Origin of the sequence: Neptuniibacter sp. UBA6509 (genome assembly GCA_002435145.1) — a bacterium.
GTDB lineage: Bacteria > Pseudomonadota > Gammaproteobacteria > Pseudomonadales > Balneatricaceae > Neptuniibacter.
Window position 1 is genome coordinate 1 of sequence record DJLT01000128.1, and the last position, 13,489, is coordinate 13,489.

A 13,489-nucleotide genomic window follows, 5' to 3' on the forward strand; every position below is an offset into this window, starting at 1 on the left:
CGACCACTTCCGTCAGTGAGGTTTCCTCAAAGACAAATTTCAAGAGACGATTTGCAGCCTCGGTCGCAATTCCTTTCCCCCATGAGGCTTGTGTAAGCGTATAACCAAGCTCGATTTCACAATCCGGTGATATTCTATCTGCTGCTTGGTTCCAATTGGTTTTATCTTCGATCGGTAATGGCAGAAGAAAAATGGAACCCAAACAGCTATTCGAATGTCGATCGGCAATCACCCAAATACCAATACGACCACCATCTCCCCGTTTCAGGAAGTGCGGCATCTTATTGATGACGTCAATCTCCAGTGGCGTGGTAGGGAAAATGTACCGCACAACGTCGGAATCGGTCAGCATTTTGCTATACCAAGCAACGTCAGACTCTGTTAATGGTCGCAATAGCAAACGTTTAGATATGAGTTCAAGTTCCATAGTTCTAATCCAATGTATTAGTTTCTAGCTCGGTTAGATACGTACAACGATTTTGCCTCCAGCTGTTCCCGACTCCAATAAGCGATGTGCATCCTGAATCTCATCGAACTCAAACACCCTCACAGGTTTTGCGCTGTACACGCCTGAGGCAGCTCGGTCGACAATGTTCTGGAACGGAATCTCCGACAAAGGAAAATCAGGCGTTCCAGTCGCCACAGCGCTGGCAAAGACGCTAAGGAGCCGCCCACTGGGAAGTTGAAACACGGGCTCGAATTCCAGCGGACCGCCTCCACCGAGGAATCCCGCTAGACAAACCTGTCCGCCGCGTTTCAGCGTTGCAGCGGAATCCAGCACAGTTGTGTTTCCAACAATATCGAGAGCTGAATCTAGTCCGTCTGGGTGCTCTTGTTTGAGATGTTCCGACAGATCCGGGCGGTCTATTATTGCTTGATCAGCCCCCAGTTCTTTCAGCAATGCTATACGATCAAAATTACGTGTCGTCGCAATAACCTGCGCACCGGCATGATTGGCAATGTTCACCGCGGCCTGTCCGAGTGCAGAAGTAGCGCCGCGTATGAGCACTTTTTGGCCTTTAGTTAGCGATAAAATACCGATCAAACAAGTCCAAGCGGTTGCGTAGGATTCGGGAATGGCCGCGAAAGCCTCCCAAGAAAGATCCGTGTTAATTGCGGCAACATTAGAGATAGGGACGTTTGTTAGTTCGGCATAGCTGCCACTAAGATTACGCCCCATACCGCCGACGATGGCAAGGACTTTTTGGCCAGACCTGAGCGCGCCGCTCGGATCGGCCCTCACAATACCCACGCATTCTATACCGCTAATCTCAGCGACATCTCCCCACGCGCCTTCGCGAAAATAGATTTCCGCGTGATTGATCCCGAAAGCTTTTACTTCGATTGTAATATATCCGAGCTGTGGTTCTGGATCGGACCTCTCCTCAATAACAAGACTGCCCGCACCCCCGTGCTGTTTAATGACTATGGCTCGCATTAGATTTACCCCTTATAAGGCTTTGAATACGCAGGAATCTGTGCGAGAAAAGCGCGAATTTTTTCGGCAATGAAGGGTCCTTCTTCCTCAAGCGCGAAATGTCCGGTATTGAGAATGTGGTAGTCTACATTTTTTAGGTCTCGCCTGTAGCCCTCCGCTCCTGGAGCAGGGAAAAATGCATCGTGTTCACCCCACACCACGAGCACTGGTGGCTGGTGCTCACGCAGGTATTGTTGCCAAACTGGGTACAGTTTTAGATTGTTTTGATAGTCAAAGAACAGGTCGAGCTGAATTTCGTGCTGTCCTGGTCGTGACATTTTCATGAAATCAACATTCCAGTTCTCTGGTGCAATACCGTCTGGATTACGAGTGCCGTGTGTATATTGCCACTTAATACCCTCAAGACTAAAGATGTTGGTTTTAATCGCCTCCTCTAGCTCAGGTTTTCGTCGATCCCAATACTGAATAATCGGCTCCCAGGTTTCTCGGTTGATGCCCTCTTCGTAGGCATTTCCGTTTTGCGTGATAATAGCTTTTACCTTCTCAGGGTGTTCAGTAGCAATGCGGAACCCGATTGGCGCACCATAGTCCTGAATAAACAGCGAGAATTGATTAATACCCCGTTGCTCCAAAAACTGGTTAACGATCTCGGCGATATTGTCGAACGTATACGAGAAGCTCTCGCGGCTTGGGCAGTCGCTCTCACCAAATCCTGGGTAGTCGGGCGCAATGAGATAGTAGTTATTCGACAGCATCCGAATAATATTGCGGTACATATGGGATGAAGTGGGAAAACCGTGCAACAACACGATTGCTGGGTTCTCAGGGTCACCCGCTTCGCGGAAGAAGATTTGATGATCACCGACCGTTTCGTAACCATACCGTGCTTCGTTAAAGTTGCTGCTGTTTAGGGTGGGAGTAGTTGCTGGATGTTTCATAAGTGTGGCCCCTCTTATTTATAACCTGCTTAACGTATCTAGAGAGGTTAGAATAATTGGCATGGAATAACCTGTCAACATTATATATAGTGGTTAGTATTATTTGACTCGTTAATAGCACGGCTGCCGCCTTTGCGAGCAACCCCGACTGAGTATCGGAAGGGGCGTCACGCCGAAGGAGCAGCAGATGGATGGGACGAAAAACATGCCAACACTACCGTTTCAATTTGTGGGTAACAATCTAGCGCTGGACTTCGTCAATACTCGGATTGTGTTGCAGGGCGTACAGGTTGATTTGTTGAGTACGCCAGAGCAACTAGTAAGCTGGCTTGCCACTGCTGGTATCGATTTTGATAGCAACATTGACGAAAAAGACCTCAAGCAAGTCCATAAGCTTCGAGAGGCGATCTCGCGGTTGATCACCGCTTTTCGGCGAGGCGATGAGGCGCCAACGGCTTCACTGTCTGTATTTAATAGCTATCTCTTACGCCGAAAACGAGTGCAACAGCTGGAGTGCGAAGATAGCGGCTTTTGCCTTAAGCCCGCAGAGGTCGACCGGACGCTTTCTTCTATTTTGGGTGAGATCGCAACCAGTACGGCCGATTTACTGACCACAACCCCAGCTACTAAAATACGTAAGTGTGAAGGGGCCGACTGTGTACTTGTATTTAAAGACATATCTCGGACGCAAAAGCGCCGCTGGTGCAGTATGGAAGTGTGTGGGAATCGTGCCAAAGCTGCTACGCACTATAAACAGAAGAAGACTTAGTCCTTGTGATGCGATCTGTTGGGTTGTGATCAGACTATATCTGCATAGGTATGTCTAAGAATATTGAGGCTGATATGAAAGAAAAATCACCAATTTTTCACGCACTCACAGGTGTTAAAGGAGTCTATACGGCTCAGACTGGAAAATTACGATGTACAGCGTATCGCTTAAGCGATCGCAGTATGCTCCTATATAGTCCGGTCGCTGGATTAGGTGACGCTGCACGGGAAAGCTTATCGATATTGGGTGATGTGTCAAATCTTTTGGCCCCTAACCATTATCACAATAAAGGGCTTGCCGAATATTTTCGGTTTTTTCCAAACGCTAATCTCGTCTGCTCGACCACAGCGTTACCCCGACTTTCGAAGATAACAAAATTGAAATTTGGAGGATTGGGAAGTTTAGAAAATAACTTGCCGGACAATACTGAATTACTTGAACCTGATGGGTTGAAAACCGGCGAAATATGGCTTCAGATTAAGAACAAAGGCGAAGTGATCTGGATTGTTACTGATGCTTTTACCGCTCAGCCAACAGCAGTAGGCGAATTTACTCAAGAGCCATTACTGCTTGGTACATTTCCAAGATATGGAGTGCGAGACAGTGAGTTGTTCAGGACATGGGTTGAAACGAAAATTTCAGAACTGGCTCCTACGATTGTAATTCCATGTCACGGCGGGATATTGAAGTGCGATAATCTGGGGAAGAGCTTGTCCAACTTACTAAGAAAGACCTTGTGACCTCTAACACCATACTAACCTTTCTCCAGCTGCATGCTACGGACGTGCGAGCGATTTCGTAATCTTTGTTAGCAGCCAAAAGTAATACACTCCCAGTGAGAGTGTTTTCAGCTATTTTGAAAGAGTGATAGATGTCGATCTGCTTTGAGGTCGCTATGAAAAAGTGTTGGGAGGCTAAATCTGCTTCCTGTGCAATCGTTCTGCATTTAACAGGGTTTACAAATTTCTACACGGGCTTCTTAAATCTTTTGCGCGCTTGTATCACTTTATTTCGGTGGAAGCATTCCTCAGTATGGTCGTTGACCAGTCCCATGGCTTGCATAAATGCGTACGCCGTTGTTGGTCCAACAAATTTCCAGCCACGTTTTTTCAGCTCCTTTGAAAGAGCGATAGATTCGGGAGATGTAGATACCTTTTGAGGTTGTTGTGCAACGAATTCTGGTTCATATCGCCAAAAGAATGCCGCTAGTGATCCCTCGGTTTCAACCATTGCCTTAGCGCGCTTTGCATTATTTATTGTTGCTTCTATCTTTCCTCGATGGCGAACAATTTTCTCGTTACGTAACAATCTTTCGATATCTTTATCTGAAAATTCTGCAATTTTATTAAAGTCAAATTGTTTGAAGGCCTTCCTAAAGCTCTCGCGCTTAGTCAAAATAGTTCGCCAACTTAACCCAGATTGAAATCCTTCCAGGCAAATTTTCTCAAATAGACGATAATCATCAGAAACAGGAAAGCCCCATTCATGATCATGATAGGCAATGTAATCTTCTGTAGCACTGCACCAAGAACAACGCTGCTTTCCATCGACACCAACAAATGTATTCGTCATAAAACGCTCCTTCGTTGAGACTCTACTTGATTAGGAAATCTAATTCTTTCTTAGCACGTGAAGGGGTAAATTCAATAATCTCCGCACTAACGATATTCTCCTGAACAAAAGGATCGTCATTTACCCGTTGTTCTAATAATTCACGATTGTTTTCGTGGGCAACAATACAGCCACCACCCTGGAGCTTTAAACTGCCCACGACAAGAAAAATACCGTCATCCACTCCTTGCTGAATCCAGGCGCTATGAGCTTCCATAAATTCAGCTGCCATTGCCTTATTCTCACTAAACTTTAAAAAAATTATAAACATCACTCCACCCTAATTAATATTGTATCAATTGCGATATATTGTTAGTTGACATCATCTAACCACAGACTGAATGCTTCGACTTCTTTATAAAGAAAGCTCTCATCATGAAACGCGCTTGCCACAATCGCAGCTCCCTGGCTGCGAGCCAACACTTGCATAGCTAGATCTTCAGCATTTACATCATCGTACCCCAGTGCTTTAAATTGTGTTGTCAGCCAGCGCTTAAATAATGTAAATACCTTATTCGCATCGCTCAGTAAAGGGTGAGAAAGCTTGCCCAACTCCGTCGTTAAAGAGCCTACAGGACAGCCATATAGCTTTATTTTGGCGCGATTCATTAGCAAAATGTTAATGAAGCACTTGATGCGAGCCTCGGCGGAGTTCTCTGACTCATGCCAGTCAGTTAGCATTTTCTCGGTATTTGCTAATCGCCTCTTAATAACAGCGTCAAGTATGCTGTCTTTACTCTTAAAGTGGTGGTAGAAATTTCCCCTTGAGATACCTACCTTATTCGCTATGTCAGCAAACGACGTATTCTCGAAACCTTGCTGGTAGAATAAATTATCTGCCATATCAATTATCTTGTCTCGGGTTCGACTAGCCATGTTCAGTACCTGGAAAAGTTACTTGACCATACTAGGACAAGCATCCTAATATGGTCAAGAAAAAAATAGACTAACCTATCCAGTGCTCTAAAGGGTACATATATCAATGCTGTATTTGGGCAGAAAAAGAGCAACTGGACTCACATTACTTGTTGTAACTTTGGGGGTTTATGAGCAAGTAAATACGACTTGTGAATCAAGGAGCGACATGCCAAGAAATTATTTATCTAACTGCCTATGTGGGAATGTAAAGATTAGCCTCTCGTTACCAAATTCCATCGAAGGCTATGAGTTACGTGCGTGTGATTGTGAGTTCTGCCAGTCCAATCGAATCACCTATATTTCTGATAGGGGTGGGAGTCTGCTCGTGGCTTCGAGAGCGCCTCTTATTCAGATTAAACAAGGATCGGAGCAGGCTACATTTTGGCAATGTCCATCATGTAAAGATGTTGTTGCGGTCACCGCTATGCTGAATAATGGGCTGAAAGGAGCGGTTAACGCTCAACTCTTTTCTCGGCACCTAGATCTGGGTGTTCCGGTTGTTGTTTCTCCCAAATTTCTGTCGCCAAAGGAAAAACGTATTCGTTGGGATTCCTCGTGGCTGCGGGCGAGTTTCAATGTAAGGTCATATACAAATGATACAGTTTAGCTTGCCGGATCAGGACGTATGTCGAAAATATTCAATAACTTGATTAAAGATATTCGCTATCCTGCCATCTCAAATTATATGAGGGTAGGAAGATGACTCCGCGGACCAACTATTTCGAAGCATCCCCGCAAGCAATGCAAATTCTAATGAATCTTGAAGACTACTTGAAAAGTCAATTTGAAGACTCTGGTACACTTACTAAAAAGGTATGGGAGCTGGTTAAACTGAGAGTCTCTCAGATTAACCAATGTGCCTTTTGTATAGACATGCATAGTAAAGATCTGGCGAGTGCGGGAGAGACTTCGCAGCGTATGATTGGCCTTAGTGCATGGCGTGACATGCCATTTTATACCGAAATCGAAAGAACTGCGTTGGATTGGGGCGAACGCTTAACGTCAGGTAAATCCATTAACGATAATGAATACCTGAAAGCCGTTCAATGTTTAGGTGAGAAAGCCGTGGTGGATTTAACCATCGCAATTAATGCAATTAATAATTGGAATCGCATTGCTAAAACGTTTCGACCTGAGGTGGGAAGCTATAAACCTGGATAAATCGTATAAAAATAGCCTTCAGCTTTTAATATCAAAGCCAAGACCTCCGCTATCTACATTAGTACAAGGGGTGTGGTCGGCTTCTGTAATACAAGCTTCGCCACTGGAGAAAACACTCCATGCAGATGCTGGCAGTGGCGTTATTTTTAATTTGTCCGGAGAGGTTACTATTGACAATGAGACCCTAACGGAAGGGGTCATTATGTTACCCGTAAAAAGCAAGGCCGGTAATGTGCTTTTTACGTCTGGGGCGAAGCTTGCAGGGATTCGCTTTCATCCAGCAGCTGGCTACAGTGTTATGATGCAGCATTACGATAAACCGACCCTGTTAACCCCCGAGCAAGATCATCACAGCTTTTATCAGATCTATTCTGAGCTACGCATAAAAAAAGATAATAAAAGCAGGGTTAAAGCGATTTACCAGTGGGCAGCCCATACCCTGAAAGCGGTTAATACGATTCCTGATAGTCTAGAGCAGGCTCTTAAGCTGATCGGGCAAGTCGAGACGCTGGCGGCATTGAGCGCTCAAATCAATATGAGCCAACGACAAATTGAGCGCCATTTCAGGTTATGGTTAGGAATCACACCAAAACACTATCAGCGAATCTTGAGGGCTAAAGCCGCGATAGATTTTCTACGCACACATAGCAAAGCGAACCTAGCTGAGGTTGCATTCCTATTCGGGTATAGCGACCAGGCGCATATGACAAGAGAATTTCATCAAATTGCCTGCGTTACTCCGGGACGGATAAAACTAAGCTAAAAGATTCTCGAAGAGCCATTTGTGTGGCTGCTAATTCTGATACAATCCGCACTCACTTAGTCGCAAATAATTACTGTCCCGACCAAGTCAATTTATATAGGTTTCTAGTGGCCACTCCCCGCAAATATCAAAAGAAGCAGCCACAGTTGACCATTTTATCGGGAGCAGCCGTTCTCTGGGTAATATACTTTCATCTTGGTAAGCCGCTTTACGATAACGCTTCATTATATCTTCCATATCAGAGTGTAGAGCTTTTAGCGTATCCGCAGACATAAAGCGAAATGAACTGGAAAACCACGTGTTTACGTCATCGTGATAATCAAAGACATAATCAAGGAAATCATGATTGCGAAAACGTACCAACTTGCTCAGTTTACCGTTAAGTGTCATAAGGAGCTTCCCTTCCACCTTCAGCCGAAACTGATTTTGGGCGGACAATTCAATAAAGTTCTGTCGATCTAAATCTCTTAGATAGCGAAATAGAGTTGCTTCACTTAACTGATACTTTTCTTGAATATCTGGTAAAGCATAGCCGGAGGTCAAAAAGAACAAAAAATGAAAGTGTGATGGGTTCATAGCTAACCATATTTGCTGATCATCATTAAGACTCGTCATAGACTCAGAGAATTCCCGCGCGACATCCAGTAGATCATACAAAGAGATATCGATAGCTTCACACACATCATTTAAACGGCTAAGAGAGCAATCTTTTTCCTTAAACAGTCGCTTGATCGTTTGCTCTGAAACTCCAATATGGTTAGCAACAATCTGGTAGGTAACACCGCGAGCTTTTAAGGCGAGCTTGAGTAGCGCTTCTGCGCAAAGGAGTTCTAACGGGCAAGATATTGCCGCCGAATTTGGTGAAACTATCCTCAAAACGGCAGAAATCAGCCAAAGAAATTATGACTTCACCAATATATCCCGTAGCGAGTTCGATGCCCTTTGGAAATCTGGTGAAATCGATATAGATTTTCCACCGCTTATCCTTCCTGAAGGGGGCTTAGATATAACCAAAGACACTAAAGCTCAAGCGGATGCTGTATATGAGAATAAAATTAACTTTATTGAATATTTCGAAAAAGCCATAACATATCGGAAGACCCTAGCGCCAACAGAATAAAACAGGCAGGCGCTAGAACATTACGAAAGAGGATTAAGCTCTTTGATAGAATTGCAGGGTAAGGCAAGGCAACCCAACATTGACATACAAGCTTAAATGTCAGCGTAGTGATCTCACGCTGGTTTTAGGCGACTATGAGGGCCTCCCTGCTTCAATGTGTCGCATTTGCGATCAAAATTTGCAGAAGATAAAGGAGCTAGTTTTGTCAGCATATGTAATCTTTAATTATAAAATACTTGATCGCCGCAAAATTGATCAGCTCACTGAGCTTGTTAAACCTATTGACGAGAAATATGAAGCAGAAGTTATTGTCGGCAGCCCAGTAAAAACCATTGAAGGAAGTACTTTTCCAAATATGGTGATTTACAAGTTCAAGAACTTCGCGGCGGCTAGTCAATGGTTTTATTCTAAGGAACATCAAGAAGTATCGATTTTCAGAAACGCTGTAACTGAAGGTTGGGCAACAATCGTTCCAGGAATCAGTGAAACAGATGACTTGATTCAGTCTGGCTATTTTGAGTGTAAGGACACCTAAATCAATTGGCTGAAGCTCCGCTTGCCGTGCTATCGACCAAGTCAGTTTAATGGTTCGTTACATGAGAATCTAAAATGAAAAATGATTGATGCGCCAATCACCCTTATCACGAGTTAAACGTAAGTTTGGAATATCTATAACTTGCTCATTCTTCATAGCTGTTCCAAAGTCTAACTCTATGCGTTGTAGCGATGATTCTGATACGGGAAACCTTGCCCATAGTAATTTCGTAGCTGTTGTTTTTGATGGTTCAGAACTATCAATTGGGGTGTAGGTAGAATCATTGTTTAGATCAGTTAGCTGCCAATTAGTTGGCGGCAACACGACGTGTTCATTGTCACTATCAATCGTAACCCTAACGATTAATTCGTTGTCTGATTCAGAAGAAAAAAGGTGAGGGAAAATAGGCAGAAACATGGGTCCCGAAAATGTCACTTCTTGATAGCTAACATCCACAACTAGTTTAACGTCACTTCTTTCTAAAATGGCTAATGATGTATCTGGGTAGCCCTCTGTTTTGTTGGATGGGACGCCATGCCTAAATAGACTTTTCCATGGAGATGAAGGATCATTATTTGAAAAATAATGATCTTGTGTAATCCATGAGCAACTTGAGATTAATAGACAAGCTATAATTGCGCTGAATAAAAGTAATTTGTGGGTCGTCATAGTGTGGCCTATAGCTCAAAAGCTCTCGGTATTAGTGCGGAGTTCTAACTCCCAAGTCCAAGCACTACGTTCTTGCTCTGACACATAAAGATAGGTTTTCGCAATTTCGTCAGGATTCAGCGTGATTGCTGGATCATCATAAGGGGCCCCCCTGTCGGCAGAGTAAATAAGGCCGTCAATGATAAAGTGCGCAACGTGTATGTTTTGAGGTGCGAGTTCTCTTGCCAGGCTCTGACACAACCCTCGAAGCGCAAATTTACCCATCGCAAAAGGGGCCGATTGAGAGAAGCCTTTAATACCCGCTGAGGCACCGGTAAACAGCATCGCTCCTCGTCCATTTTTAAGCATTCGTTTGGCTGCTTGCTGTGCTACCAATAAGGCCCCAAAACTATTAATCATTAACGTCTCTTTTGTGATATCTGTATCAATTTCGGTAATAGGGCCTCTGGTATATGCTCCCGCATTGTAGATTACGGTATCAGGCATAAAATTGTGGTTATCCAATTCTTCAAATAGCGTGTGTACATCACTTTTCTCGCTCACATCACAGGTGAATAATTGTGCGCCTATTTCATGGGCAAGCTCTTGGAGTTTTACAGTATTGCGCGCGGCAAGAGAAACCGAGTATCCCGCCTTTCTAAAGCATCTAGCTAACGAAGCACTTAAACCTGTTCCTGCTCCAACAATAAGTACATTTGGCATAGTTAAACTCCTGAAAATATGTATTTGGCGATTGTTGACTTACTCGGTTTCTCATTCGCACTCTCTGAATTACCAGGCAGTGCTTCTCGTCGTGTTACTTTCGTTCATTGAGTACTTCCTTTAGAACATTTGTTGCGTTTGCCATTGAAGGAAAGCCTGAGTAGGCTCCCACCAGAATAATAATGTCGGCAATCTCTCTTGAGAGGATTCCAAGGTTTAGTGCACCTTGTATATGAAACTTTAATTGGTTTGTTGCGTCCATTGCAGTGAGCGCCGCAATCGTGATCATTTCTCGCGTTTGGTAGTCTAGCGTCGGTCTCGACAATATCTCGCCAAACGCATATTCAATAACATGTTTGGCAAAGTTAGGCGAAACATCTTTATATGCGTCCTGAAGCGCTTTAGCCTCTATGACCTGCAACTTCTCGAGCTGATTAGAGCCAATCTCTAGCCTTGATTTTTCTGTTTTTTGCTTAGAGGCTAAGGGTGGGCTTGTTACATCTGTTATACCTCTTTGTTTACGCTGATCTAACACTTCTTTTAGTGTATTCATTCCATTTACAAAAGATGGCAAGCCCGAATAAACGGACATCTGCAGCATCACCTCCTGCATCTCCAGAACTGACCAGCCCGAATTTAGTGCACCATTAATATGAACGCTTAACTCAGTTGTCTTCTCACCCATTGCGATCAACCCAGCCACCAATACCAGTTCTCTATTCTTAGGCGAAAGATTTATGGATTCATAAACTTCGCCGTAAAGAAAACTGATAAAGTGCTCAGCCAGAGCGGAAGGCATGCCATTTGTTAAGGGCGTACCTTCCGTGCTTGGGGAGATTTTTTGTAGGTTCTGTAAACCTCGCTTGTACAAATTCATATCTATACTCTCCTTGGCAGGGGTTGGCTGTGCACCTGCTGCCATTCCCGATACCAGGAGACTTGCAATAAATACAAATGCCAAACTGCTTTTTCGATCAGTCATTTTATTAACAATCCACATAGGTAAGCGGGACGATAGCAAGGTCATTGGAGAACTAAAACTGTGCCGAAGTTACCGAAGAGGATGCGAGCATCTTTGTTACTTCAACGGGTTTCTCTAACCACTCTTCATATTGAGCAAAAACAGCTTTGGTATAGTCTTGCTCATAATGCAGCTGCAAGGCTTGTTCATTTTCAAAACATTCGAAAAGGTGAAGCGCCCCATTACCCTCTTTATTTTTCATGAGAGAAAATACATGGCAGCCCGGCTCATTGAGTGTTTGAGGAATAATAGATTCAAGGGCGGCTAAGCCTTCGTCGTAGTATTCAGGTTTTAAGGTGATCGTTGCCGAAACAAACAATCTGTTATCCTGTGCTTCTATGCCTGCCATCGGTAAAAATGAACGAATAAACTCAGCTTGCACTGGCGCGACTCGCGTGTTGATCTGGTCAACCCCCATATTATGGCCAACTGTCGTGCGTATTGGCCGATCGCCTTCCATGTCGACAAGTTCTGCAAGCTGGTCTGCGACATTTTGTGCGTCGGTACTTTTATCCCCTTGGGCAAATACGCCTTGGAACATGTCCACAATATTCGCTGGCGCCTTAGCGATATCACCATATGACTCTATGCAGCGTGTATCGGATGGGGCGGGAGGGCTTTGGATCAGATCAGTACCATGACCACCAGGCTCAACGATTATGGACTCCACGCCAAAGCTGGCGAGTTCATAATGCATAGATTCTGCCATAGCTTCGAGTGCCCATTTGCTCGCGCAATACAACCCAAAGAAGGGCATCGCAAGCCGACCGGAACTTGAACTTATATGGATTAGAAGCCCTGATTTTCGTTCACGCATGTGCGGGAGAACGGCTCTACAGGTGCGAGCAACACCGACAACGTTTACATCTAAGCATGCTGAAACCTGCTCAGGCGTATAAGCCTCTGTGATGCCACAAGGCATAATGCCTGCGTTATTAATAAGCACATCAATATCTAAACGTTCTTCCAAAGCTTGTATCGCGGAATCTACGGAACCTTCGGACGTAACATCCAGTTCTACTACCTCCAGAGAATGACCATGCTCTACCGCCCAGCCAGCAAGCTCGGTAGCAATAGCCGCATTATGTCCTTTAATATCTCGCATAGATGCAATGACATGGTGGCCTCCTTTGGCAAGTGTTTTGGCTGTCAAGTAACCAATTCCTCGGCTTGCTCCGGTGATTAATATGTTCTTACTCATTTGCGTGTTCCTTTCTTAATGTTAAATATGGTTTTTTCAAAGAGTTGCAGTGGGGCTTCGCTACGCTCCGCTTTCATGCGCACCAATGCGCCACTCCAAGCGTTCATAAGCCAATCCGCAGCTTCTATATTTGTCAGGTGGCCTAAACCAATATCACCAAGCTGAATATGCGCTAAACAGTCTGCAACTTCCGACGAGAGCTCCGCCCAATGTTTTTTGAGTATTTTCTGAAACTCATCATTTGTGTCTGCTAACTCAGTTGATAGGTTGCACATCAAGCAACCTTCTGCGTAATTGCGAGTTTTAAATTCTTCGCTAGCGCCTCTAAAGAAAGCTTCCAGGCGAGCTATAGGAGTGAGGGTTTGATCATTTAATACCTGGTTTGCGCCCTCTATTTGCAAGCCATGATAGTACTGGGCTACTTCTAGACCGAACGCCTCTTTACTTTTGAAATAGTGGTAAAAAGAACCTCGCGGTACGCCGCTTTTTTTAAGGACGTCATTAATGCCAATACCTGAGAAGCTTTCAGAGCGTATTAGTGACATTCCTGTGTCAAGTAAGCGCGTTTTTGCGTCGTCGTAGTTTTTTATATCTCGTGTTCTAGCCATCTGTTTTGATCATCATTTGTCAGGTTAAATTGGGA

General features: G+C 44.3%; 20 protein-coding genes. 7 read left to right on the plus strand and 13 right to left on the minus strand.

Translation table 11 applies throughout. The features are described 5' to 3' along the window. The 3 genes from B4K11_RS17480 to B4K11_RS17490 form a co-directional block, all read right to left on the minus strand. The coding region (locus tag B4K11_RS17480) for a GNAT family N-acetyltransferase (RefSeq protein WP_292959474.1) at positions 1-427 on the minus strand (427 nt) is incomplete at its 3' end. 33 nt (positions 428-460) lie between these two features. Beyond that, positions 461-1,438, minus strand: coding sequence for a zinc-binding dehydrogenase (locus tag B4K11_RS17485; protein WP_272965392.1), 978 nt, complete (start codon positions 1,436-1,438; stop codon positions 461-463). 5 nt (positions 1,439-1,443) lie between these two features. Beyond that, complete coding sequence (locus B4K11_RS17490) at positions 1,444-2,376, minus strand: alpha/beta fold hydrolase (protein WP_272965393.1); 933 nt, start codon at positions 2,374-2,376, stop codon at positions 1,444-1,446. A gap of 187 nt (positions 2,377-2,563) precedes the next feature. Here B4K11_RS17490 and B4K11_RS17495 point away from each other — a divergent pair, with 187 nt between their 5' ends. After that, on the plus strand, positions 2,564-3,145 hold the full coding sequence (locus B4K11_RS17495; protein WP_272965394.1) for a CGNR zinc finger domain-containing protein: 582 nt from the start codon (positions 2,564-2,566) through the stop codon (positions 3,143-3,145). A 74-nt stretch (positions 3,146-3,219) separates the two neighbouring features. Beyond that, positions 3,220-3,885, plus strand: coding sequence for a hypothetical protein (locus B4K11_RS17500; RefSeq protein ID WP_272965395.1), 666 nt, complete (start codon positions 3,220-3,222; stop codon positions 3,883-3,885). 226 nt (positions 3,886-4,111) lie between these two features. On the opposite strand, the gene B4K11_RS17505 is transcribed toward B4K11_RS17500, so the two are convergent. The 3 genes from B4K11_RS17505 to B4K11_RS17515 are packed head-to-tail and all read right to left on the minus strand — an operon-like array spanning position 4,112 to position 5,632. Continuing rightward, complete coding sequence (locus B4K11_RS17505; protein WP_272965396.1) at positions 4,112-4,717, minus strand: DNA-3-methyladenine glycosylase I; 606 nt, start codon at positions 4,715-4,717, stop codon at positions 4,112-4,114. A 22-nt stretch (positions 4,718-4,739) separates the two neighbouring features. Beyond that, positions 4,740-5,027, minus strand: coding sequence for a YciI family protein (locus tag B4K11_RS17510; RefSeq protein ID WP_272965397.1), 288 nt, complete (start codon positions 5,025-5,027; stop codon positions 4,740-4,742). Positions 5,028-5,068: 41 nt separating this feature from the next. Then, positions 5,069-5,632, minus strand: coding sequence for a TetR/AcrR family transcriptional regulator (locus tag B4K11_RS17515; RefSeq protein WP_272977168.1), 564 nt, complete (start codon positions 5,630-5,632; stop codon positions 5,069-5,071). Between the two features lie 208 nt (positions 5,633-5,840). Between B4K11_RS17515 and B4K11_RS17520 the strand changes: the two genes are divergently transcribed. Beyond that, a complete protein-coding gene (locus tag B4K11_RS17520; RefSeq protein WP_292950411.1) occupies positions 5,841-6,281 on the plus strand; it encodes a hypothetical protein in 441 nt (146 codons plus the stop codon). 92 nt (positions 6,282-6,373) lie between these two features. Continuing rightward, positions 6,374-6,835 (plus strand): carboxymuconolactone decarboxylase family protein, encoded by a 462-nt coding sequence (locus tag B4K11_RS17525; protein WP_272965399.1) that lies wholly within the window; start codon positions 6,374-6,376, stop codon positions 6,833-6,835. An 18-nt stretch (positions 6,836-6,853) separates the two neighbouring features. Here the strand turns inward: B4K11_RS17525 and B4K11_RS17530 are convergent, their stop codons facing one another. Beyond that, positions 6,854-7,012: a hypothetical protein gene (locus tag B4K11_RS17530; protein ID WP_292950412.1), complete on the minus strand. Its 159-nt coding sequence runs from the start codon at positions 7,010-7,012 to the stop codon at positions 6,854-6,856. Between the two features lie 25 nt (positions 7,013-7,037). On the opposite strand from B4K11_RS17530, the gene B4K11_RS17535 reads away from it, so the two are divergent. Further along, positions 7,038-7,598 (plus strand): helix-turn-helix domain-containing protein, encoded by a 561-nt coding sequence (locus tag B4K11_RS17535; RefSeq protein WP_272969910.1) that lies wholly within the window; start codon positions 7,038-7,040, stop codon positions 7,596-7,598. 87 nt (positions 7,599-7,685) lie between these two features. Here the strand turns inward: B4K11_RS17535 and B4K11_RS17540 are convergent, their stop codons facing one another. Then, positions 7,686-8,474, minus strand: a complete 789-nt coding sequence (locus tag B4K11_RS17540; protein ID WP_348703576.1) for a helix-turn-helix transcriptional regulator — start codon at positions 8,472-8,474, stop codon at positions 7,686-7,688. On the opposite strand from B4K11_RS17540, the gene B4K11_RS17545 reads away from it, so the two are divergent. Together B4K11_RS17545 and B4K11_RS17550 are read left to right on the plus strand one after the other, a co-directional pair. Beyond that, entirely contained in the window at positions 8,401-8,718 is a 318-nt protein-coding gene (locus B4K11_RS17545; RefSeq protein ID WP_272965402.1) for a hypothetical protein, read from the plus strand. The two genes, B4K11_RS17540 and B4K11_RS17545, sit on opposite strands and share 74 nt — an antisense overlap. Before the next feature lie 202 nt (positions 8,719-8,920). After that, entirely contained in the window at positions 8,921-9,253 is a 333-nt protein-coding gene (locus tag B4K11_RS17550) for a DUF1330 domain-containing protein (protein ID WP_272965403.1), read from the plus strand. A 69-nt stretch (positions 9,254-9,322) separates the two neighbouring features. On the opposite strand, the gene B4K11_RS17555 is transcribed toward B4K11_RS17550, so the two are convergent. From B4K11_RS17555 to B4K11_RS17575, 5 genes are all read right to left on the minus strand, one after another. Then, positions 9,323-9,922 carry a hypothetical protein gene (locus tag B4K11_RS17555; protein ID WP_272965404.1) on the minus strand — a complete coding sequence of 200 codons (600 nt, stop codon included), beginning with the start codon at positions 9,920-9,922 and terminating at the stop codon, positions 9,323-9,325. A gap of 15 nt (positions 9,923-9,937) precedes the next feature. After that, positions 9,938-10,624 (minus strand): SDR family NAD(P)-dependent oxidoreductase, encoded by a 687-nt coding sequence (locus tag B4K11_RS17560; RefSeq protein ID WP_272965405.1) that lies wholly within the window; start codon positions 10,622-10,624, stop codon positions 9,938-9,940. 94 nt (positions 10,625-10,718) lie between these two features. Beyond that, positions 10,719-11,606, minus strand: a complete 888-nt coding sequence (locus B4K11_RS17565; RefSeq protein ID WP_272965406.1) for a carboxymuconolactone decarboxylase family protein — start codon at positions 11,604-11,606, stop codon at positions 10,719-10,721. Between the two features lie 52 nt (positions 11,607-11,658). Continuing rightward, positions 11,659-12,846: an SDR family NAD(P)-dependent oxidoreductase gene (locus B4K11_RS17570; protein WP_272965407.1), complete on the minus strand. Its 1,188-nt coding sequence runs from the start codon at positions 12,844-12,846 to the stop codon at positions 11,659-11,661. Next, a complete protein-coding gene (locus B4K11_RS17575) occupies positions 12,843-13,454 on the minus strand; it encodes a TetR/AcrR family transcriptional regulator (protein WP_272965408.1) in 612 nt (203 codons plus the stop codon). The genes B4K11_RS17570 and B4K11_RS17575 overlap by 4 nt, the downstream gene beginning before the upstream one ends. Positions 13,455-13,489 lie beyond the last annotated feature (35 nt).

What these genes read in the sequence shown, in the direction of transcription:
- B4K11_RS17520 (WP_292950411.1), top strand. Translation starts at nt 5,841, where the DNA reads ATGCCAAGAAATTATTTATCTAACTGCCTATGTGGGAATGTAAAGATT.
- B4K11_RS17565 (WP_272965406.1), bottom strand. Translation starts at nt 11,606, where the DNA reads ATGACTGATCGAAAAAGCAGTTTGGCATTTGTATTTATTGCAAGTCTC.
- B4K11_RS17485 (WP_272965392.1), bottom strand. Translation starts at nt 1,438, where the DNA reads ATGCGAGCCATAGTCATTAAACAGCACGGGGGTGCGGGCAGTCTTGTT.
- B4K11_RS17495 (WP_272965394.1), top strand. Translation starts at nt 2,564, where the DNA reads ATGGATGGGACGAAAAACATGCCAACACTACCGTTTCAATTTGTGGGT.
- B4K11_RS17505 (WP_272965396.1), bottom strand. Translation starts at nt 4,717, where the DNA reads ATGACGAATACATTTGTTGGTGTCGATGGAAAGCAGCGTTGTTCTTGG.
- B4K11_RS17490 (WP_272965393.1), bottom strand. Translation starts at nt 2,376, where the DNA reads ATGAAACATCCAGCAACTACTCCCACCCTAAACAGCAGCAACTTTAAC.
- B4K11_RS17525 (WP_272965399.1), top strand. Translation starts at nt 6,374, where the DNA reads ATGACTCCGCGGACCAACTATTTCGAAGCATCCCCGCAAGCAATGCAA.
- B4K11_RS17500 (WP_272965395.1), top strand. Translation starts at nt 3,220, where the DNA reads ATGAAAGAAAAATCACCAATTTTTCACGCACTCACAGGTGTTAAAGGA.
- B4K11_RS17515 (WP_272977168.1), bottom strand. Translation starts at nt 5,632, where the DNA reads ATGGCTAGTCGAACCCGAGACAAGATAATTGATATGGCAGATAATTTA.
- B4K11_RS17560 (WP_272965405.1), bottom strand. Translation starts at nt 10,624, where the DNA reads ATGCCAAATGTACTTATTGTTGGAGCAGGAACAGGTTTAAGTGCTTCG.
- B4K11_RS17510 (WP_272965397.1), bottom strand. Translation starts at nt 5,027, where the DNA reads ATGTTTATAATTTTTTTAAAGTTTAGTGAGAATAAGGCAATGGCAGCT.
- B4K11_RS17570 (WP_272965407.1), bottom strand. Translation starts at nt 12,846, where the DNA reads ATGAGTAAGAACATATTAATCACCGGAGCAAGCCGAGGAATTGGTTAC.
- B4K11_RS17535 (WP_272969910.1), top strand. Translation starts at nt 7,038, where the DNA reads ATGTTACCCGTAAAAAGCAAGGCCGGTAATGTGCTTTTTACGTCTGGG.
- B4K11_RS17555 (WP_272965404.1), bottom strand. Translation starts at nt 9,922, where the DNA reads ATGACGACCCACAAATTACTTTTATTCAGCGCAATTATAGCTTGTCTA.
- B4K11_RS17575 (WP_272965408.1), bottom strand. Translation starts at nt 13,454, where the DNA reads ATGGCTAGAACACGAGATATAAAAAACTACGACGACGCAAAAACGCGC.